This window comes from Vibrio nigripulchritudo, assembly GCF_027924785.1.
GTDB classification, from domain to species: domain Bacteria; phylum Pseudomonadota; class Gammaproteobacteria; order Enterobacterales; family Vibrionaceae; genus Vibrio; species Vibrio nigripulchritudo.
On the sequence record NZ_AP027050.1, the window covers coordinates 1682672 to 1703654 of the forward strand.

Consider the following 20983-nt stretch of genomic DNA (forward strand, 5'->3'; position numbering starts at 1 on the left):
CGTAAGCCCCATAATTCGGGTCAAGCTAGCATGTAATCGATTAATATAATCTTAAGTGACGGGGGACCACAACGAGGGCGAGTAACGAAATGTTTGGAATGCGATCAGGCAGATTCTTGTTGCTCTTCAAGGTTGAGTTGAAGCGGCACAGTAATCACAAATTCTGCCCCTTTTCCGAGCTCTGAGGAGCACTCGATTTTGCCCTGTAATAACTGGTTCACAAGGTTGTAAATGATGTTTGCCCCTAGCCCACTGCCACCCTTTCCGCGCTTAGTGGTTACAAAAGGCTCGAAAATACGCTTAAGTACGCTTTCGTCTACGCCCTGCCCCGTATCTCGATAAAGAATTACCAGGTGATCTTCCTGAGTTTCAACCTTGATGAAGATATTTTTGTCACCTTTCCACTCATCGAATCCGTGGCGGATGCTGTTAGCAATGAGGTTGGTATAAATCTGGATGTAGCAGCTTGGATAGCTTTCAATATTAATATTGTCCGGGCATTCCACTTCCACTTTGGCGCGGGCGACTTTGATCTCATGGGACAATGAAAGCAGTACTTTTTCCAGATTTTCTTTCACATTGAAGGGATACACAGACTCACTGCTTTGATCCACTGCTACTTGCTTAAAGCTTGAAATCAATTGTTCCGCACGGGACAGATTGGTTGACAAGATCTGAGTTGATTCTTTTAGCGACTCAATCGCCGCAGAAAACTGGCTTTTCGACAATTTTCCCGTCTCGAAACCTTTTTGCAAAACGCGGACTTTCTCATCAATAAAGCTGGTCGCAGTTACGCTAATGCCAAGTGGAGTATTGATTTCATGGGCAACACCGCCAACCAAGCTTCCAAGCGACGCCATTTTCTCTGCTTCGATAAGAGATTCCTGAGTATCTTCCAACTGGCTCAGAGTGTCGGAGAGCTCATGATTGGCTTCTTCCAAAGAACGAGTTCTGTCCATCACTTTCTGTTCCAGCTCGCGATTGAGAGAAATCAGCTGATTTTCCGCATTGGTCAGCTCGGTTACGTCTATTCCAAAGCACATGACCCGTTTCTGTTCTTTGTTCTCCACTACCCGCCATTGCAAGAACCGCTGGCTGCCGTGTTGATCTTCCATTGAGAACACCAGATCAAATTCTGGAATGTTCTGTACCAGCTCATCCTCGCTCTCTTTTTCGACATCTTCATCGACAAAATATTCAAACCAGCTTTTGCCAATAAGGTCGCTTTCCTTAATGCCCAGCAGCTCTTCAACCTCAGAATTCACCAGTTGAATTTCAAACCTATCGTTGAGCGAGCAAATCAAAGAAGGAGAAGACTGAATAATCACACGGGTAAAGTCGCGTTCGTATTCCAGTTGTGAATTGGTCTTCACTCGCTTGTTCAGCTCACTGGTTATCCGATGCCGCAAGGAGTTGATCGACGCAACGAGCGTGTCCAGTTCATCTCTGTGCTCGTTCCTGTCCAACTGGAGCATATTTTCTTCGCCGTTTTGCTCAAATTTATGCCCCTGAACAAAAACGGAGATGTGATTGATATGCTTGATAACCACATGATAAACAACATAAAGCACACACATAGCGACAAGGAATATCTTCACCAGTTGGGTTTCTAAGATGATGATCGCCCTTTCCCACAATTTGCCATAGATCTGGTCGTAGGAAGCTTCAATTCTCAGTCCACCGATCCTTTCTTCTTTGTGGATGAGATTGAATAGCTGGCTGTATTCGTTGGTAAGGCTTTGGTCACCAAACTCGACGACGGAATTTAACGTACCGTTATGAAATGAGAAGATGCCGACGTATTCCACATTGGCGGCGGTCAGAATACCTCGCGCCTGGATCTGCATTTGTTCTTCATCCAGATTCCACAAACTGTTTGATATTGAGGAGGCAAGACTTTGTTCCAGCGACACAATCGAGCTTTGCAGCGCATACACTTCTTTCTTGTAATCCCAGTAGAGCTGAACGGCGGTAATAACCACAGCCAGAATAGAACTGCATAACACGATGTATATCAGCAACCGAACTGCCAGACTATGGCGGTTTAAAGTTTTCAGCGTTGGCGCCATTCTTTGAGATTTACTGCTGTCTGAAACGCTTGAGCTCATCTACTGCCCTCATCCTTTCATGGTGTTTATGCCATCGCGTTGCTTCAAATTTTTTGCTGCTTTGAATTGGGTATTTTTATTCGCACTAAATGCTTGTACAGGTTACGTTCACCCCATGAGCTAAGAGGTTAATTTAGCGCTTTCTGATCTAGTATAGACAGTGACCGTAGATTTTCTTGATATAGAAAGTAATTTTCTCCCTCAACCCCTGTGCTCTGGCGCTTCTCAGCCCGATGAGTTTTATGAGCGGGCAGAATTTGTGCTTTAAATGAAAACTTTGTCTACACTTGATTCAGATAGGAAGCTTTTTGCGCTGCTCGTTATCGTGAGGACAGAGTGTCAGATAACAAAGCTTTACACAGGGACAGACTGAGATACGAGGTTAACGATGGGAAACGATGATCAATTCCTCTTTTCAGATCATGAAGAAGAAACAGAAATTGAAGAGCGTGAGACGTGGAAAATTCTCATTGTCGATGATGACGCCGATATCCACAAAGTCACCCAATTTGTACTGAACGACTTCGAATACCTAGGAAAGAAACTCAACTTTTTGAACGCTTATTCCGCCGCGGAAGCCAAAGAAGTGTTCGCTGAACATGACGACATTGCGGTTGTCTTTCTTGACGTAGTCATGGAGTCCAACCACGCAGGTTTGGACCTGGTTGACTGGCTGCGTGTCGAACAGAGCAACAAAACGAGTCGTATCATTCTGAGAACCGGTCAACCCGGTGACGCACCAGAATCAGAAGTCATCAAAAAATACGAGATCAACGACTACAAGAACAAAACTGAGCTGACAGCAACCAAGCTGAATACCACGCTTTGCGCAGCGCTTCGTTCTTACCGTGACATCATGGTGATTGAGAACACCAAAAAAGGACTCAACACCATCATTAATTCTTCCGCATCCATTCTGGTGGAAGACAACGGTGCACACTGGCTGGACGGTATTCTTTCTCAGCTTTCTGCCCTGTTGCATTTGGGAGAGGTGCATGCCTTTAACTTTGCTGCACAGGAAGTCGAAGGAAAATGGCAAGTCGTGGCCTCTTCCGAAGGGGGCGAAGGTCTGATCGGTAAAGACCTGAATGAGTTCATCTCATGCTCAGTGGACGATGTCACATCAACCAAAGACCGTTTCATTCAGGTGAAAGATGAAGAATTTCTGATCCCGGTGAAAGTGAACAAAAGCGTTGGTCTGTTGGTGGTGCACTGTCCGAAAAACAGCATCGAAGAAAACATCGAGATCCTCGATATTTTCATCCGAAACATCACCATTGCGTACGAAAAAGTGATTCTGCTTAACGAGGTCAGAGACACCCAAAAAGAGATCGCATATCGATTGGGTGAAGTGGTCGAAACGCGTTCAAAAGAATCCGGAAGCCACGTTAAACGCGTAGCGGAAATATCGCGCTATCTGGCATGCAAATTTGGCTTGCCTCCTGAGCAGTGCGAAAAGATCAAACTCGCTTCTCCACTGCATGATATTGGCAAGATCGCCATTCCAGATGCCGTGTTGAACAAACCCGGAAAGCTGGATACAGAAGAATGGGTCACCATGATGTCTCACGCCAGCGTGGGAGCAGAGATTCTAAAAGGGTCTAACTTAGAAATACTCAATATCGCCGCCAATATAGCGGGGTATCACCATGAGAAATGGGACGGCTCCGGCTATCCCGATAAAATCAGCGGTGAAGACATTCCTATTGAAGCCCGTATTACGGCCGTCGCAGATGTGTTTGACGCTTTAGCATCAAAACGCTGCTACAAAGATGCCTGGCCGAGCGAGAAAATCTTTGAATTATTCCAACAAGAAGCAGGGAAACACTTCGACCCGAAACTCACCGAAATATTCCTAGAGAACTTTGACGAGCTTCAGGGCATCAGGAGTTCATTTCCCGACTAACAACGTCACTTCAATTTCCTTAGCCAGCGGATACGCTGGTTTTTTTTGTCTAAAACCTCGTCCTTATGCTCAAAAATTATCCACTCACTGAGCTATGCTAAAGACACTCCCATAACAACATCCTGAGATCTCATTGAGGTTTACGGTCATCAATAAGGAGTTTCTATGCAGGAATTTATCCGCAGATTACCCAAAGTTGAATTGCACTTGCACATCGAAGGCTCTCTGGAACCGGAACTGATGTTTGAGCTGGCAAAACGCAACAATGTCTCCATTCCATTTCAATCGGTTCAGGAAGTGAAAGACGCGTATCACTTTCACAACTTGCAGTCTTTTCTGGATATTTACTATCAGGGAGCGAACGTACTTATCCACGAACAGGACTTTTATGATCTTACCTGGGCTTACTTACTTCGCTGTAAACAGGACAACGTCGTACATACCGAGATTTTCTTTGATCCGCAAACTCATACCGACAGAGGTATCGCTTTTGAAACCGTCATTAATGGTATTTCCAGAGCGCTAGAGAAAGCGAACAGCGAGCTTGGAATAAGCAGTCAGATCATCATGTGCTTTTTGCGTCATCTGGATGAGGACGCCGCTTTCAAAACATTAGAGGAGTCACTTGCGTTCAAGGATAAAATCATCGGAGTTGGTCTGGATTCTTCTGAAGTTGGGCATCCACCGGAAAAATTTGAGCGTGTGTTCGCCAAAGCCAGCAAGGAAGGCTTCTTAACCGTTGCTCACGCAGGGGAAGAAGGACCGGCACAAAACATCACCGATGCATTGGATATGCTTCATATCACTCGTATTGATCATGGCGTGCGATGTGTGGATGACGAAGCGCTAGTGGAAAGACTGGCAAGAGATCGGATTCCTTTGACTGTATGCCCGCTTTCTAACACTAAGCTCAAAGTGTTTGGTGATATGAAAGAGCATAATATTGTGGACTTGTTGCGCAAGGGGCTGTGCGTCACCATTAACTCTGACGATCCAGCGTATTTTGGAGGCTACATGACAGATAATTTTTTAGCGGTTTCTGATGCGCTTTCCCCTTCCAAAGAAGAGCTCGCCCAATTTACCTTAAATGCCATCGAAGCCAGCTTTATCTCGCCACCCTATAAGGAAGAACTGGCCGATTTGGTGAGTAAGTATTTGCAGCAAGCAAGCTAAAAGCACGTGACCTTCAACACAAAAAGCCCCGAATATGCTTCGAGGCTCTTTTGTTAACCTGAACTCGGGTTAAGAGGTTAACTTATACTTTAAAGCGATTCACCGATGCCTGAAGTTCACTCGATACGGAGTTCAGCTCCATAGCCGTCTGAACATTACTTTGAACGTCCTGAACGGTGTTTCGTGCCAGATCGTTCACATTCACCACATTTTCATTAATGTCTGTCGCCACATGCGACTGTTCTTCAGCGGCAGTAGCAATCTGGTTGTTCATGTCCTGAATCTTGCCAATTTCGTCTTGAATAACTTGTAGCGACTGGCTTGCTTCATTTGATTTCACCAGAGTTTTCTTGGCGTTTTCGGCGTTTTCTTCCATCATGCTAACGGATTGCTTCGCCTGCTCCTGCAACACAGCGATCATCGACTGGATCTCGTTGGTGCTTTCCTGCGTCTTGTTTGCCAGGTTACGTACTTCGTCTGCCACCACCGCAAAGCCTCTGCCCTGCTCTCCGGCACGTGCAGCTTCAATCGCGGCGTTCAGCGCCAACAGGTTAGTTTGCTCTGCGATGCCGCGAATCACGTCCAGAATTCCGCCTACGTTCAGGGTTTCCTTTTCAACTTCCAAAATAGAGGACTGAACGCTCTGAATGTTACTGACCAGCAGGTTGATGTCGTCGTTCATTTCACTGACCACACTCAACCCGTTTGAAGAGGACGCGCTGGCGTCATTGGAAGACGTTGATGCCTGCATTGCATTTTGTGCCACTTCAGCGACCGTAGCCGTCATTTCATTCATGGCTGTCGCGACCTGCTCCAACTGCATCATCTGAGATTCTGAAGAACGATTAACCTGATTAGAAGAAGATTCAAGCTGACCAGAAAGATCCGTTAGTGCCGCAGAAGAAGCATCAATATTACTGATGATCTGCTTGATGCTTTCACCCATGATGAGCGTTGAGCGGTATACACCCGTCTCGTTGCCCTGTAAAGGACGCACCTTAGTCAGATCCCCTTTGGCGATACGATCAACGAATTCTTCAATCTCTTTAGGTTCGCCACCAATTGGGCCGTACATCAGTTTTTCTACCGCGAAGTAAACCACTACGATGCCAATAACCGCAAAGATTAGACCGGCAATGCTGTTGATGGATACCATGGTGTTGGAAGGTTCGTTAATGTCGTCCCAGTTTGCCCAAGCCCACACAGACCAGCCTAAAGATTCGATTCGAGAAGAAACCACGTAAAAGTCACCTTTGTCGGGAACAGTATACGAGTGCTCACTCTTGTCATGAGATCCAAACTGACGGTAGCTGGGGCGCAGCTCAAACAGGTTCTTACCGATAAACTCCGGGTAGCTTGCCGCCATAAGAAATCCATCGGAGCGTGACACAAACAGATTAGGCTCTGCCGACAGTTCGTTGATGTACTCGGTGATGTCGCTCATTTTCAAGCTTAAGCCGATAACAGCATGAATGTCACCATGCTGGCGAAACGGAATCACTACCGACATAGTCAAGTGACCGGTGGTTGCCATGTAAGGGTTAGTCACCGTGCGTTGCGCGCCACTGAATCCTTTGATGTACCATTCACGCTGTTTTTGCTTGGCGTTGAAATCGGCAATCAAGCCATTCGTATCGTAAGTTGTGCCATCTGGCAGACCTACATACATGTTCAGCACTTTCAGGCTGCTTTTCCCTTGTTTTAAGGTATTGATAAGAGCTTCATCAATAACCACATCACCCGTAGCATCTATGGACATACCTGCTGCGACTGTTTCCAACGCGGTAAAATATTTATCCATTTTGCCTTCAACGGCTTTCGCAACAAGGAAAGATTTATTGGAAAGGTTTTTACGATAGTCGTCGGTGGTGGCAGTTTTAAATTCGAAGTACCCGATAACGGACGTGACGAGGATGGTGAAAGCTATCAGAAACCCGATAGCCGTCACCAGTTTAGATTTCACACTCATTTGATTAAAACTCAGCTAGTTCTGTTGGTATTGTGTGAAATCTATCAGTAAGACCTTGTTATTTGGAAACATATTTTGCACTAATAATTAAACAAAATTATCTATTTCTTTAAGAGTGAAATTTCATTCACTTTGTATAAAGAAACCTTAAAAATAGCGAATTTTCATGCATTTTTATTCCCTTACACAGCTAACCAGGTTTGAAGCCCGAATAAAGCACTACACAAATCCAACATCAACAGTGAGCCAATAAGAAAATATATTTATACTTTAACGAAGGAAATGGTCTGCCAGTAACGCGACAAATAAGAACATCAGTTGGTAAATCGAAAAGATAAAGGTACGCATGGCATCCCCCTCTTCTTCACGATATTTGAGTTTCCAAGCTTTATAGATAAACCCTGCACTCAAGAAGCTGGAGGCAATCAGATATAGCAAACCGCTCATGCCTACCAACACAGGAAACAGGCACGCAATTGCCAACAGGATGGTGTATAGCAAAATACTGGTCTTTGTGTATTCCACACCGTGCGTCACGGGCAACATTGGAATATCGGCACGGGAGTAGTCCTCTTTGCGATGAATAGCCAAAGCCCAGAAATGCGGAGGCGTCCAGATAAAGATGATCATCACCAACAACCAGGCATGAGAATGCAGTTCGTTGGTTACCGCAGTCCAACCCAACAAAGGCGGCATGGCGCCTGCTATTCCCGCAATGACGATGTTTTGTGGTGTGGCTCGTTTGAGATACAGGGTGTATACCAAAGCGTAACCAACGAGGCTCGCCAATGTCAGCCACGCTGTTAATTCATTTACCTGCCAGTAGAGCGCCACAAACCCCAACACACCCAGTACCACAGCGAATGCAAAGGCGTTCACCGCTTTTACCTGACCAGTGGGCAGAGGGCGCTGATATGTTCGCGCCATGATGGCATCGATACGGCGATCCACCAGATGGTTAAAAGCAGCAGCACTGGACGCCATAAGCCCAATTCCTGCCAGGGCGATCAAAGCCTGAGTAAGAGGAAAGTATCCGTCAGTGGCCAGAATCATCCCGACGACTGTCGTCAACAGCATCAGTGCCACCACTTTTGGCTTGGTTAGCGTGTAGTAGTCGCGCCAGGTTGAACCTTCAACGCCAGTCTGAGTTATTGATTTGTCCATCGTTACAACCTCCTTTCCTGCGCAACCAAGGGCTCCGACACACTTCGCCAAACATGAAAATTGATATAAACCGTACAGAGCAGCAGCAATGCAGCCCCTAGGTTGTGCGCAACCGCCACAGGCAACGGCAGGTTAAATACCACATTGCTGATACCTAGCATAAGTTGAAGGCTGAGCAACACCATCAGGGAATATGCCCCTTTACGCAACTGAATGTGTGTTTGCTGAAACAGCTGATGCGCCAGTCCGACTAATACGATGGTAGTAACAAACGCCCCAATACGGTGGGAAACGTGAATGGTCATACGGGCGCTGTAATCCAATACCCCAAACTCATAATTGGTGTGACCCGCCTGCCTGAAATCGAAAGCCTGAGCAAAGTTAAGATAACTGGTCCAGTTCCCGTCGCAAATTGGCAAGCTAGTACACATCAATGCGGCGTAGTTGGAGGATGTCCAGCCCCCCAGTAAAATCTGAACCACCACCACAATCAGCGCTACCGCAGCATAAAACTTCAGTGCCGGATTGGTTACCTGAACAGGATCATGTTTTGAAGTAACCGAGGACGGATGCCCGTCGCTCACCATAAAATGCGCTACCTCATTTCGTTCATAACCAATTTCCTGTTTCAACCTCGCATAGAGAAGGAAAAGCAAGCTGAACAGAGTAAAGCCCCCGATCAAATGCAGCATCACAATCACGGGCATTAATTTGAGGGTTACGGTCCAGGCGCCTAAAGCCGCCTGAAAAACCACAAGCAGAGACAGACTAACTGGAATCACCCGACCACCATGACGGGCTTTAAGCGTAAGATAGCTTATGGCGAAAACGATCATTCCCAATGTTCCAGCCAGATAACGGTGGATCATTTCCAGCCATGCTTTGTAAGGTTCAACCACGCTTTCCGGGTAAAGCTGACTGGCTTTAGACAGCGCTTTTTCGGAAGTAGGCACACTGATGTGACCGTAACAGCCCGGCCAGTCAGGGCAGCCCAAACCCGCATCAGCAAGCCGGGTATAGGCACCCATCAGAATGACAAAAAAGGTCAGTATCAGGCTTATTTGAATCAGTCTGATGATGTTCATACGCGCCCCCTAATCCCTGAAAAACACGCTTACCCTACTCGGGAGAGCTTGAGTAGCTTCCTAAAGTCGGCAATCAGCCCTTTGCTTTGCTGAATCAAAAGATCCGGATTGATTTCCTTTGGATAATGCATCACCAGTTGTCCGCGAGGATCCACGATGATGTATTCCTGTTGCTCGAATTTCGCCAGAAATGCTCTGGTCGATGTCACGCGCTCAAAGCTGTAGTCATTGAGCATTGAGGTATCACTTTCCGAAGTCACGTAAACCGTGGGCTGCACCCTGTCTTGGTACTTTCCCAGTGAAACGTAGCTTTGTTGAAGCAAGTGCAACTGTTGCTGGCATAAAGAACCGCACTTAGCGGGAAGCACATAACCCAGTTGCCACTGCTTGTCCTGTGAGCCGGGCATCTTGAAATCGGAAAGATAGCTTTCTGGCTCCACTAACATGCCTTTATTGGTTACTCCCGGCTGATACCAGTTCATTTCCAAAATCAACTTCGCCACGATAGCGGGCATGGCAAACAGAGCCACTAGCGCAATCAATATCAGCCTCCCACGGTTAACGCTGGGAGACGGCACATTATTCAGATTTTGTACTGTCATCATTTTCCCCTTTGGGTAACAGACGCACACCGAGCGCCTTGAGCAGAATCATGGTCATAATCAATGCGAATACCGCCGCCATGGAAAACCATTGCAACGAGTAACCAAAATGTTTTTGAGAAGAGAGAGGAACAGGCCGCCATGGTTGTTCCAGTCGGATATCAAGGTTGGAAGGCTGAATCACAAAAGGAAGTAGCGGTAACCCTAGCTCAGATTCCAATTCAGTCAGGTTTAGATTTTGAATACGCTTTGGCCAGCCAGCTTCGGCATAAAGCTGATCGCTGACCGGATTGATTTGTCGTTGGTAAACACGTCCTTCAACCCGAGTGGCGCTTATAGATGTTAACGTCTCAACGTATGGCAGGACACGTCGGTCGGATCCGGTTTCAACGAACCCAAGTTCAATCAAAACCGTTTTCCCTGACGTCTCATAACCAGAGAGTACCTTGGCAGGCTGAAGGGCAAGATACCCAACTTTGCCATTCCAGATCTGGTTATCGAGCAATATCAGCTTGTCACTTGTTGGCTGTACTTCTGCGGTAACACGGGTTCCGGTAACGTTGTACTCCAGACTGGCGGGTTGCTTTAAGATTTGAGTATTCAGCTCATCGAGAGTAATGGGCGTCATAGTGGCGCGATCAGCCAGTGCTTTTTCGTAGTCTAACTTTTGCTCTCCACGTCCCAATTGCCAGAAACCCAGCTTGATAAGCACGGTAAATACCACCAAAGTTAAAATCAGGGCGAACCAAAATTTTGGTTTTAACGTCAACGCAACCCAGGAGGTCAACATGGCTGCCTCATTGTTTAAACTGGTTCTGGTCCTGACACTCTGTTTCATTATCTTCAACCTTGGTCGCGCTTTAGTGGTGATGGTGAAAGGCGATAGCGATAAACCTGCCAGTCACTTTCTGGGTCGTCGTCTGATCTTCTCCGCTTTGGTTATTGTGCTTTTACTTGTGGCTTTAAAAGCAGGCTGGGTCGTTCCCAACCCACGCCCGTATTAATGGTTCCTACAACACGTAGACAAAGACAAACAGGCAGAGCCAAACCACATCGACAAAGTGCCAGTACCAGCTGCCAGCCTGAAACGCGAAATGGTTGTCTGGGGTAAAGTGATCGTGAGCAATTCTTGCCAGCAGCACCGAAAGGAATATGGTGCCTAACAGAACGTGCATGCCGTGGAAGCCCGTCAGTAAGAAGAAGGTATTGCCATAAATCCCCGATTGCAGGGTCAGCCCCATTTCCTGATAGGCATGAACGTACTCTTCAACTTGATAGAACAAGAAAGCGATGGCCAGAATAATGGTGATTTCTAACCACACCACCAGCGCCATTCGATGATTCTTTTCTAAGCTGGTGTGCGCCATATGCAGAGTGACAGATGAGGTCAGAAGAATAACGGTGTTAAGCAAAGGTAACCCCTGCCACCCCATAGCTTCGGTGGTTTGCCCTGAAGGGGTCAGCGTGAGCGGCCACATAGCTTCAAAATTTGGCCACAACACCTCGTGAGTCATCACATTGTTGTCTGCCCCGCCAAGCCAGGGGACAGCGACCATTCGGGCATAAAACAGTGCGCCAAAGAATGCGCAGAAGAACATCACTTCAGAGAAGATGAACCAGCTCATCCCCTGTCTGAAAGAGATATCTATCTGTTTGGAATAGAACCCAGACATGGACTCGCCAATCACATTACGCATCCACCCGATGAACATCACCAGAAAGACAAAAAACCCACCGAACAGGAACACACGCCCGAAGACGCTGCCCGTTTCCAGGTTTTGCACCGTTACCCCTGCCCCTACGGCAATAAAAAATAGCGCGATAGCCCCAACAATGGGCCAAATACTGTGGGATGGAACGTAATAACTTTGGTGTTGTGTACTCATTGCACCGCTCCTTGATCTGTTTCTGAGCGTGAAATCAGAGCCACCGTTTTTTGTTCTTCGGGCTCTGTAATATTGAATAGCGTGTAAGAGAGAGTCAGGGTATGAATGGAATCGGGGATCGTCGGCTCAATGTAGAAAATCACTGGCAGCTCGGCGCTTTTGTTGCCTTCCAGAGGCTGGCGGTTAAAACAAAAGCATTCAATCTTATTGAAATACGCCGCGCCGTTCCCCGGAGCAATCGATGGCACTGCCTGCCCAACCAAATCCGCCTGATTTAAGTTGGTGGCAATGTAGCGTGTCTGTATGACTTCTCCGGGGTGAACATCCATGACCTTTTTGGCAGGTGTGAACGTCCACGGCATGTCTGGCTTTACGTGCGCCATAAACTCAACCCGGATAACACGGGAGGTATCTACCTGCATGCCGACCGGGCTGCTGACCGCTTCATTGCTGGGTTTACCATTGATGCCCAACTGCTCGCACATGATGTCGTACAGCGGGATCAACAGAAAACCAAAACCAAACATGGCGACCACACTCAGCAGCAACCATCCGGTAAGCTTGCGATTAGAGCGATTTGCCGATTCCATTGTTCTGCCCTCTGTCAGTCGATTTTAGGTGGCTGACTGAATGTATGGTGAGGCGCTGGGCTTGGCACTGTCCATTCAAGCCCTTCGGCTCGCTCCCAGACCCTGGCTTCCGCTTTTTCACCACCTTTGATGCATTTGATCACCAGCCACAAGAAAATGAGCTGCGACAGACCAAAGGCAAAACCGCCTATCGACACAATCTGATTCACGTCGGCGAACTGGATGGCGTAATCCGGAATTCGTCTGGGCATTCCAGCCAGCCCTAAAAAGTGCATAGGGAAGAACAGCACATTGACTGAAATCACTGAGCACCAGAAATGCCATAGACTCAGCTTGTGGTCGTACATATGCCCCGTCCACTTAGGAAGCCAGTAATACGCCGCCGCCATAATCGAGAAGACCGCACCAGACACCAGCACATAATGGAAATGCGCCACAACAAAGTATGTGTCGTGGTACTGGAAGTCCGCTGGGACAATCGCCAGCATCAAGCCTGAAAATCCACCGATGGTGAACAGCACAATGAACGCAATGGTAAAGAGCATTGGCGTCTCAAAGGTCAGAGCCCCTCGCCACATGGTGGCTACCCAGTTAAACACCTTCACACCTGTCGGCACCGCGATAAGCATGGTGCAATACATAAAGAAGAGTTCAGCAAATACAGGCATCCCAGTGGTAAACATATGGTGCGCCCATACAAGGAAGGACAACAACGCGATACTACAGGTCGCGTAAACCATAGAGTGGTAGCCGAATAACTTCTTACCGCTGAAGGCGGGAATGATGGCCGATACGATGCCAAAGGAAGGCAAGATCATGATGTACACTTCTGGGTGCCCGAAGAACCAGAAAATATGCTGGAACATCACTGGGTCACCACCCCCTGCCGCATCGAAGAAACTGGTACCAAAGTATTTGTCTGTCAGCACCATGGTGACCGCGCCTGCCAGCACGGGCATGACCGCAATCAACAAGAAAGCCGTAATCAACCAGGTCCACACAAACATAGGAAGCTTAAACCACGTCATACCCGGAGCACGCATATTCACAATGGTCACAATCACGTTGATTGCGCCCATGATGGAGCTAATACCCATGATATGGACAGAAAACACAAACAATGCCGTGCTGTCTGGTCCGTAAGTGGTCGAAAGCGGCGCGTAGAAGGTCCAGCCAAAGTCAGGACCGCCCCCTTCCATAAACAACGAGCTGATCAAGATGAGAAACGCAAAAGGTAAGATCCAGAAACTCAGGTTGTTCATGCGTGGCAGCGCCATGTCTGGAGCGCCAATCATCATTGGGATCATCCAGTTTGCCAGCCCGGTAAACGCTGGCATTACTGCACCAAACACCATCACCAAACCGTGTACTGTGGTCATTTGATTAAAGAACTGAGGATCAACGAGCTGCAACCCTGGCTGGAACAGCTCGGCGCGAATGATCATCGCCATAAAGCCGCCCGTCAAGAACATGGCAAAACTGAACCAGAGGTAAAGCGTACCTATGTCTTTGTGGTTGGTGGAATACACCCAACGAGCCCAGCCAGACGGCGCTGCATGATGATCATCATGTTCGTTTTCATGAGAATTTACATCGGTTGAACTGTTCATTGTCCCTCCCCGCCACGCAACGCGTTAACATCAGATGCCTGCGCCATGTCGCCTTTGTCATTCCCCCAAGCGTTTCGCTCGTAGGTCACCACCGCCGCGATTTGCTCATCCGTTAGCTGATTACCAAACGCCTGCATTGCCGTGCCAGCTACCCCGTTTAACACCACATCAATGTGCGTGGTCATGTCTCCCAATGTGACTGGGCTGTCTTTCATTGCCGGGAAAACACCCGGTACACCAAGACCATTTGCCTGATGACATACGGCGCAGCGCTCGTTATACACCTGCTCACCCATCGCCATCAGCTCGTCCATTGAAAGTTCTTTGCTGAGTGCTGCTTTGGCTTCTTCTGCCGCCTGCTTCGCGGCAAGCTTCTGAGCCACCAGCCACTCATCAAACTCTTGTTCTTCCATCGCGTGTACCACGATGGGCATAAAGCCGTGATTTCGACCACACAGCTCCGCACACTGACCACGGTAAACTCCGGGTTCGTCAATACGGGTCCAGGCTTCGTTAATAAATCCGGGAATGGTGTCTTTCTTGACGGCAAAGTCTGGCACCCACCATGAATGGATAACGTCGTCTGACGTCAGTAGGAATCGGACTTTGCGATTGATTGGCAGAACCAGAGGGTTGTCTACTTCAAGAAGGTAATTGGCCCCTTTTACCTCGTCACCCTCTATCTGCTTGGAAGAGGTTGCAAGAAGGCTGAAAAATTCGACATCCTCGCCGAAATAGCTGTAATGCCATTTCCACTGAGATCCCGTGATTTTGACCGTGAGATCGGACTGGCTGGTGTCTTCCATTTCAATCAGCGTGGTGGTTGCAGGCACAGCCATAGCAACAAGGATTAAAATGGGAATCACCGTCCAGATAATTTCCACTTTGGTGCTCTCATGGAAGTTGGCCGCAACCGCTCCCTGAGATTTGCGGTGTTTAAAGATGGCATAAAACATGACACCGAAAACCACGACAGCGATAACAACACAGATGTAAAAGATCAGCATATGCAGGTCATAAACCTGCTCACTAATACGGGTTACACCCCGAGTCATATTGTATTGGCTTCCAGACCATGCCACCGACGGGGTTAGCGCTCCCCACAAACACAAAGACGTTAATCTTTTCAAAAGATTTCTCCTCTGTTTTTCCACCTGCCGTTTCACGCGTTTGGTAGCGCAACGCGTTACTGGCAAGTATCAGATCTCCGCCCAATTCCGTTTGTGTTTTTATAGGCAGTGATCCACTTCGCATTTCCTCACAGGACTGTGATGGAAAGCACGCCATAGAACTTTGAAATTATTTCCAAGTTGCTAACTATTTGTTATGGCTTTGTTAATAACCCTAGATTCTTAACGACAATTGTTCAAGAATTAAGCAACATCGCACGTTTTGGAATTAGACTTTGATCGCCAAATGGGTCATTCCTATGTCACTGCTTTCCTATACTTGAAACTGCAATCATGCGGTAAAAATGAGGAGAGTCGATTTTATCGATTGCGACCACATTGTGAGATCTAATCCACAAAAAAAGGTGTGAACGACATTGGATATACATTAATTTAGGCTGAAAGCATTTCTAACAGGACAAGACTATGAATGACTTGATAACAAGATGGCTGGAAAGAGATCCTGACCCTCGCACTCGCGAAGAGCTGAATGCCCTTCAAAGCGGTAATCACAACGAAGAACTGGCGGATCGCTTTAAAGGTCGTCTGGAATTTGGAACCGCTGGCTTACGCGGCGTTGTAGGTGCAGGTCCAAACCGCATGAACCGCCTGGTAATTCAGGAAACTGCCACTGGTCTTGGGCAATACCTGTTGAAATCGCAACAAGACGCGGCATCAAAAGGAGTGGTAATCGGCTACGATGGTCGCCCAGACTCCAAGCAGTTCGCGCATGACACAGCTTCAGCTCTTGCCGCTCAGGGCATTAAGGTCTATCTGACTCACGATGTCGCGGCGACTCCAATCGTGGCGTTTGGCGTTCTGCATCTTGGTACTGCTGCGGCAGTTGTCGTAACGGCAAGCCACAACCCACCGGAGTACAACGGTTTTAAAGTGTACTGGGAAAACGGTGCGCAAATTATCCCACCGCACGATTCTGGTATTGCAGCAGAAATTGACGACGCGGCAGCGAAAGATCTTAACCTGATGCCACTTGAAGAAGCTGAAGAAAAAGGCTTACTGGTTTGGCTGAAAGAAGACTACTACCAAACATATCGCAGCACAGCGAATTCCAGCCCTCTTCTACAAAACAAGCAGCAGCCTGAAAACCTTTCACTGGCCTACACGGCAATGCATGGTGTTGGAGCCAACATGGCTGAGACCCTTCTGGCTGATGCGGGTTTCACTCAGGTTCATAGCGTGGCGGCACAACGCGAACCGGATGGCACCTTCCCTACTGTGAACTTCCCTAACCCGGAAGAGAAAGGGGCGATGGATTTGGTTATCGCAGAAGCTAAGCAGCACAATGCTGAGCTTGCTTGTGCTAACGACCCGGATGCAGACCGCTTTGCGGTTGCTGCACGCCAGGCAGACGGCGATTACAAAATGCTGACTGGCGACCAGGTGGGCGTATTGTTCGGTCACTACCTGCTTAATCAGGCCAATGACAACCAGAAACTGGTCGGTGCGACTATCGTATCATCCAGCTTGCTCGCAAAAGTGGCTGAAGCCGCAGGTGGTACGTTCTACAAAACCCTGACTGGCTTTAAATGGCTGACTAATGTTGCGATGAAAGAGCAAACGCAAGACAAGCAGTTCCTGTTCGCGTATGAAGAAGCGCTGGGTTACACAGTCGGGACGCTTGTCTGGGATAAAGATGGCTTAACAGCGCTGGTAGCGTTTGCTCAACTCGCAGCAGCGCTAAAAGCACAAGGTAAAACCGTTTGGGACCAGCTAGAAGAAATTTACCGTCAGCACGGCATGGTCGTTAACGCCCAGCACAGCATTGCGCTTGATCCGTCTGCGCCACCTATTGGTGATACTCTTCGCGCGAACCCGCCAACCACCATTGCGGGTCAGACGATTGCCAGTGTTGAAGACTTCAAACTGTCTAAACAGACATTTGAAGATGGCAGCGAAAAAGCGCTGAACTTCCCAGTTAGTGATGTGCTGATCTATCATCTGAGCAACGGCTCTCGTGTGGTGGTTCGCCCGTCAGGCACCGAACCAAAACTGAAATGCTACTACGAAGTGGTGGAACCATTTGCTGCTGAAGAAAGCTATGCTCAGGCACTAAACCGAGCAGAAGAAAAAATTGATATGCTTATCAGCGAACATCAGCATTCTCTGCAATAATTAAAATAAATCAGGGGAACATATACATAAATAATCCCTGATATATAGCGATGATTAATGCCCTCCTATGGAGGGCTTTTTTCTGTCTGTTGCTGCCAGATTTTTGTATTAACAATGAAACAACACACCACATTTCTTTTGGTTCCTGCCAAGAATATGCAGCTGTCTTAATAGTCAAACAGACACGTAATAATCCGCTTCTAAACTCTTTGTTGATAAGTCGAACAACACGTCAATATCAACAAACTGGATAGATAGCTATGAACAATAAAGGAATCACCTTCATTGCATTGGCAGGATGCCTGTTAACTTCTTCTGCCTCATTTGCATTTGGAAAATATGGGCATCAGGTAGTCTGTGACGTCGCATGGCGAGCCATGTCTGCAAAATCTCAGGATCAGGTCGCAGCCCTGCTGAAAGACACTCGATACCCTACCTTTGCCGAAGCGTGTGTTTGGGCAGATGAAGTTAAAAGCAACCCAGAATTTGATCGCGCGAAACCCCATCACTACATCAATGTAAAAAAAGGGGCTCAGAATGTGGAGCTCACGCAACGCTGTGACGATAAAGGCTGCGTGGTTTCTGCAATTGAAGAATACAAGAATATTCTGGCTGGCAAACCGAGTGGTAACCCTCTGTATTTCAATGACAAGACCAAAGCTCTGATGTTTTTAGGGCATTTTGTCGGCGATGTTCACCAACCCTTACACGTCTCCTACGCCGAAGATTTAGGCGGTAATAAAGTCAATATTACCCATGATGGTAAAAGCTCCAATCTCCACCGTTTCTTTGACAGCAAGTTGATTGATGAGTCGGATATGACCTGGCTGGAATACGGGGAAGATCTCTACAATGACTTGGTCGCTATCGACACTCAGGCATGGGAGAGTTCCAATACGCTGGACTGGGCAAACGAGTCTTACCAAATCACTCAGCAGATTTATCAGGAATTGCCCGAAGATGGCGTCATTTCTGCAGAATTTGAAGACAAATACCAACCTATTCTGAAAAACAGAATCCAGCAGGCAGGTTATCGGCTGGCAATCGTGCTGGGTGGTATTTTAGCCGCAAGCCCAGTTTCAGAAGCTCAGCCTGACGATAAGAGCGACGCCGATTCGGTTGAATTGATGGGTGGAAGTTACTACGCAGATGCGCAGGGAAAAACCGGAGCAGAGCTTCATCAAGCACTTAACCTGATCATTCGAGATCATGAAAAGCTCTCTTATAAGAAAGTGTATACAGCGCTCGACTACACCGATGAAGACCCGTTCAACACCGATAACGTGATTCTTCTGTACACTCAGCGCTCACAGAGCAAAACGTCCAAATATAAAGGTGGCAGAAACAACGACCACTGGAACAGAGAGCATGTCTGGGCAAAATCACGTGGCTTTCCATCCAAGGGACAGGCGGCGTACACCGACCTTCACCACTTAAGACCGGCCGATGTTACAGTAAACTCTTCACGCGGCTCCAAGCTGTTTGATGATGGCGGACAGGATCATGGAGAAGTCTTGGGAGCGCACGCCGATAACAACTCATTTGAACCACCAGAAGCGGTCAAAGGCGACGTTGCCAGAATGATTTTCTACATGGCGGTTGCTTATGATGGCAATACTGGCGGCACTCCAGATTTAACCTTACATCGGGGTTCTACAGCGGCTAAAAAGCCCAAATTTGGACACCTTTGTACGCTGTTGGAATGGCACTTGAACGATCAGCCATCAGACTGGGAACGAAGACGAAACGAGCGCATCTTTGAACTGCAAGGCAACCGAAATCCATTCATCGATGTTCCAAGCTATGCCGACGCCATCTGGGGTGACAGGTGCTAATAATTCATCGCAACAATATGCCCGTTGCCGACCTGCTCGTAATGTAAAGCTTCATCTACAACGGAGGTTTCGCGAATTGGATCGGGCATTTTGTGTTGGGATAAAACCGAAGTCAGATCGCGTTTCACGTTCACATCCGCTATTGGCACAGCCTGCATCAGTCTTTGGGTGTAGCTGTGCCGCGGCGAGCTGAGCACTTCGTCTCTTGGTCCCATCTCCACAATTCTTCCGCCATGCATCACGGCAACGCGATGAGAGACCTGCTCGACCACCGCCATATCGTGAGAGATAAACAGGTAGCTGACGCCCGTTTCCTTTTGCAGCCTTTCCAACAGTTCGAGCACTTGTGCCTGCACCGAAACATCGAGCGCCGACACCGATTCATCAGCAATGATCAATTTAGGTTGAGAAGCGATGGCTCTGGCAATCGCAATGCGCTGTCGCTGACCACCAGAAAACTGGTGCGGATAGCGATGCATGTGATTCGGCAGCATATCGACCTGCTCTAAAAGTTGGGCGACGTAACGCCCCACCTCGTCAGGCTGGCAGATACCATGAATCAACAATGGCTCGCTTAATAGCTGTCTGATGGTTTTTCTCGGGTTCAGTGAACTGTATGGGTCCTGAAACACCATCTGAATATCTTTTCGAATCGCTCTTAAATCCTGGCCCGCTAACCCGTTCAATTCGTTTCCATTCAGGTTTGCGCTACCCACAAATGACAGCATATTCATTAGCGCTTTCCCTGTGGTTGATTTGCCACAACCACTTTCCCCGACCAGCCCCAGAGTTTCACCAGGTTGAATCGAGAACGACACATTCTCGACCGCGCGCACTTCCAGTTTGTTTTTTTGCCACCAGACGGACGGCACGGGAAAACGCACACACAGATTTTTTACCTCTAACAATGGAGAAGCAGGTTCCACCGTATCGACTGGCTTGGCGTGCCCAAGCTTAGGTACAGCCGCCAGCAAGTCGCGGGTGTAGTTGCTGGATGGGGCAAGAAAGATGCTGCGCACATCGGATTGCTCTTCAACAATGCCCTGATTCATTACCACGACTTTATCGGCCATTTCAGCGACCACTCCCATATCGTGAGTGATCATCAAGACACCCGTATCAAAGTCGTTTTTCAACTCATTCAACAAAGTCAGAATCTGAGCCTGAATGGTCACATCCAGAGCTGTGGTCGGCTCATCGGCAATCAGTATTTTAGGGCGACACACTAACGCCATGGCAATCATGATGCGCTGCAACATACCGCCAGACATCTCATGAGGGTACTGACCAAAGCGTTTTTGAGCGTGAGGGACCTTCACCGCATCCAGCATGCTGATCGCCATATTTCTGGCACCTGCTGTGTCGACTTCTCTGTGTGCTCGTATTGCCTCACACAGTTGTTGCCCGGCGGTCATGAGTGGATTTAGGGAGGTCATTGGCTCCTGAAAAATCATGGCAATGTCGTCACAACGAATGGCTTGCATCTCCTTCTCAGAGAAAGCCAGTAAGTCGCGTTGTTCAAACCAGATCTTCCCGCCCAAGACTTTGGCTACCGGAGGAAGTAACCCCATGATGGCGGTGCTGGATAAGGACTTACCACTGCCAGATTCACCTGCAATACACACGGTTTCGCCTGCATCGATTGAAAACGAAAGATCATCCACCACTCGGTTAAGGTGTTGACCTGCTGCAATCGCAATAGACAGGTTTTCCACTGACAATAATGCCTTATCCATTTCCCCTTCCTTGTATC

The 20983-nt window shown here is 47.9% G+C and carries 16 protein-coding genes; 5 read left to right on the top strand and 11 right to left on the bottom strand.

Features of this window, described 5'->3' with window-relative positions; genetic code table 11:
• Positions 1 to 104 precede the first annotated feature (104 nt).
• Positions 105 to 2108 carry an ATP-binding protein gene (locus tag QMG91_RS25875; RefSeq protein ID WP_281830891.1) on the bottom strand — a complete coding sequence of 668 codons (2004 nt, stop codon included), beginning with the start codon at positions 2106 to 2108 and terminating at the stop codon, positions 105 to 107.
• A gap of 388 nt (positions 2109 to 2496) precedes the next feature.
• Here QMG91_RS25875 and QMG91_RS25880 point away from each other — a divergent pair, with 388 nt between their 5' ends.
• Positions 2497 to 4014 carry an HD domain-containing phosphohydrolase gene (locus QMG91_RS25880; RefSeq protein WP_004399342.1) on the top strand — a complete coding sequence of 506 codons (1518 nt, stop codon included), beginning with the start codon at positions 2497 to 2499 and terminating at the stop codon, positions 4012 to 4014.
• A 165-nt stretch (positions 4015 to 4179) separates the two neighbouring features.
• The gene (locus QMG91_RS25885) at positions 4180 to 5187 is read left to right on the top strand and encodes an adenosine deaminase (RefSeq protein WP_281830893.1); all 1008 of its coding nucleotides are present in this window, start codon (positions 4180 to 4182) and stop codon (positions 5185 to 5187) included.
• A gap of 82 nt (positions 5188 to 5269) precedes the next feature.
• Here QMG91_RS25885 and QMG91_RS25890 read toward each other — a convergent pair whose 3' ends face one another.
• The 5 genes from QMG91_RS25890 to QMG91_RS25910 form a co-directional block, all read right to left on the bottom strand.
• On the bottom strand, positions 5270 to 7156 hold the full coding sequence (locus QMG91_RS25890; RefSeq protein WP_281830895.1) for a methyl-accepting chemotaxis protein: 1887 nt from the start codon (positions 7154 to 7156) through the stop codon (positions 5270 to 5272).
• 270 nt (positions 7157 to 7426) lie between these two features.
• Positions 7427 to 8320: a heme o synthase gene (gene cyoE / locus QMG91_RS25895; protein WP_004399345.1), complete on the bottom strand. Its 894-nt coding sequence runs from the start codon at positions 8318 to 8320 to the stop codon at positions 7427 to 7429.
• A gap of 2 nt (positions 8321 to 8322) precedes the next feature.
• Entirely contained in the window at positions 8323 to 9405 is a 1083-nt protein-coding gene (locus tag QMG91_RS25900) for a COX15/CtaA family protein (RefSeq protein ID WP_281830896.1), read from the bottom strand.
• A 29-nt stretch (positions 9406 to 9434) separates the two neighbouring features.
• Complete coding sequence (locus QMG91_RS25905) at positions 9435 to 10007, bottom strand: hypothetical protein (RefSeq protein ID WP_281832740.1); 573 nt, start codon at positions 10005 to 10007, stop codon at positions 9435 to 9437.
• A complete protein-coding gene (locus QMG91_RS25910; protein WP_281830898.1) occupies positions 9985 to 10797 on the bottom strand; it encodes an SURF1 family protein in 813 nt (270 codons plus the stop codon). The genes QMG91_RS25905 and QMG91_RS25910 overlap by 23 nt, the downstream gene beginning before the upstream one ends.
• Between QMG91_RS25910 and QMG91_RS25915 the strand changes: the two genes are divergently transcribed.
• Entirely contained in the window at positions 10796 to 11011 is a 216-nt protein-coding gene (locus QMG91_RS25915; protein ID WP_004399352.1) for a DUF2909 domain-containing protein, read from the top strand. The two genes, QMG91_RS25910 and QMG91_RS25915, sit on opposite strands and share 2 nt — an antisense overlap.
• Positions 11012 to 11017: 6 nt before the next feature.
• Here QMG91_RS25915 and QMG91_RS25920 read toward each other — a convergent pair whose 3' ends face one another.
• The 4 genes from QMG91_RS25920 to coxB are packed head-to-tail and all read right to left on the bottom strand — an operon-like array spanning position 11018 to position 15205.
• A complete protein-coding gene (locus tag QMG91_RS25920; RefSeq protein ID WP_004399354.1) occupies positions 11018 to 11893 on the bottom strand; it encodes a cytochrome c oxidase subunit 3 in 876 nt (291 codons plus the stop codon).
• Complete coding sequence (locus QMG91_RS25925; RefSeq protein WP_004399355.1) at positions 11890 to 12483, bottom strand: cytochrome c oxidase assembly protein; 594 nt, start codon at positions 12481 to 12483, stop codon at positions 11890 to 11892. Before QMG91_RS25925 ends, QMG91_RS25920 begins: the two co-directional genes overlap by 4 nt.
• A 14-nt stretch (positions 12484 to 12497) precedes the next feature.
• The gene (gene ctaD, locus QMG91_RS25930) at positions 12498 to 14093 is read right to left on the bottom strand and encodes a cytochrome c oxidase subunit I (protein ID WP_022561816.1); all 1596 of its coding nucleotides are present in this window, start codon (positions 14091 to 14093) and stop codon (positions 12498 to 12500) included.
• Entirely contained in the window at positions 14090 to 15205 is a 1116-nt protein-coding gene (gene coxB, locus QMG91_RS25935; protein WP_446001665.1) for a cytochrome c oxidase subunit II, read from the bottom strand. The genes ctaD and coxB overlap by 4 nt, the downstream gene beginning before the upstream one ends.
• Positions 15206 to 15688: 483 nt before the next feature.
• Here coxB and QMG91_RS25940 point away from each other — a divergent pair, with 483 nt between their 5' ends.
• Both QMG91_RS25940 and QMG91_RS25945 read left to right on the top strand, forming a co-directional pair.
• On the top strand, positions 15689 to 17395 hold the full coding sequence (locus tag QMG91_RS25940) for a phospho-sugar mutase (RefSeq protein ID WP_281830900.1): 1707 nt from the start codon (positions 15689 to 15691) through the stop codon (positions 17393 to 17395).
• A 260-nt stretch (positions 17396 to 17655) separates the two neighbouring features.
• Complete coding sequence (locus QMG91_RS25945; RefSeq protein WP_281830901.1) at positions 17656 to 19230, top strand: S1/P1 nuclease; 1575 nt, start codon at positions 17656 to 17658, stop codon at positions 19228 to 19230.
• Here the strand turns inward: QMG91_RS25945 and QMG91_RS25950 are convergent.
• Positions 19227 to 20966, bottom strand: a complete 1740-nt coding sequence (locus tag QMG91_RS25950) for an ABC transporter ATP-binding protein (RefSeq protein ID WP_281830902.1) — start codon at positions 20964 to 20966, stop codon at positions 19227 to 19229. The genes QMG91_RS25945 and QMG91_RS25950 overlap by 4 nt on opposite strands.
• Positions 20967 to 20983 lie beyond the last annotated feature (17 nt).

Bases quoted from the DNA above. Each gene is read 5' to 3' on its own strand.
- QMG91_RS25875 (WP_281830891.1), bottom strand. From the start codon at position 2,108: ATGAGCTCAAGCGTTTCAGACAGCAGTAAATCTCAAAGAATGGCGCCA.
- QMG91_RS25880 (WP_004399342.1), top strand. From the start codon at position 2,497: ATGGGAAACGATGATCAATTCCTCTTTTCAGATCATGAAGAAGAAACA.
- QMG91_RS25885 (WP_281830893.1), top strand. From the start codon at position 4,180: ATGCAGGAATTTATCCGCAGATTACCCAAAGTTGAATTGCACTTGCAC.
- QMG91_RS25890 (WP_281830895.1), bottom strand. From the start codon at position 7,156: ATGAGTGTGAAATCTAAACTGGTGACGGCTATCGGGTTTCTGATAGCT.
- cyoE (WP_004399345.1), bottom strand. From the start codon at position 8,320: ATGGACAAATCAATAACTCAGACTGGCGTTGAAGGTTCAACCTGGCGC.
- QMG91_RS25900 (WP_281830896.1), bottom strand. From the start codon at position 9,405: ATGAACATCATCAGACTGATTCAAATAAGCCTGATACTGACCTTTTTT.
- QMG91_RS25905 (WP_281832740.1), bottom strand. From the start codon at position 10,007: ATGACAGTACAAAATCTGAATAATGTGCCGTCTCCCAGCGTTAACCGT.
- QMG91_RS25915 (WP_004399352.1), top strand. From the start codon at position 10,796: ATGGCTGCCTCATTGTTTAAACTGGTTCTGGTCCTGACACTCTGTTTC.
- QMG91_RS25910 (WP_281830898.1), bottom strand. From the start codon at position 10,797: ATGTTGACCTCCTGGGTTGCGTTGACGTTAAAACCAAAATTTTGGTTC.
- QMG91_RS25920 (WP_004399354.1), bottom strand. From the start codon at position 11,893: ATGAGTACACAACACCAAAGTTATTACGTTCCATCCCACAGTATTTGG.
- QMG91_RS25925 (WP_004399355.1), bottom strand. From the start codon at position 12,483: ATGGAATCGGCAAATCGCTCTAATCGCAAGCTTACCGGATGGTTGCTG.
- ctaD (WP_022561816.1), bottom strand. From the start codon at position 14,093: ATGAACAGTTCAACCGATGTAAATTCTCATGAAAACGAACATGATGAT.
- QMG91_RS25940 (WP_281830900.1), top strand. From the start codon at position 15,689: ATGAATGACTTGATAACAAGATGGCTGGAAAGAGATCCTGACCCTCGC.
- QMG91_RS25945 (WP_281830901.1), top strand. From the start codon at position 17,656: ATGAACAATAAAGGAATCACCTTCATTGCATTGGCAGGATGCCTGTTA.
- QMG91_RS25950 (WP_281830902.1), bottom strand. From the start codon at position 20,966: ATGGATAAGGCATTATTGTCAGTGGAAAACCTGTCTATTGCGATTGCA.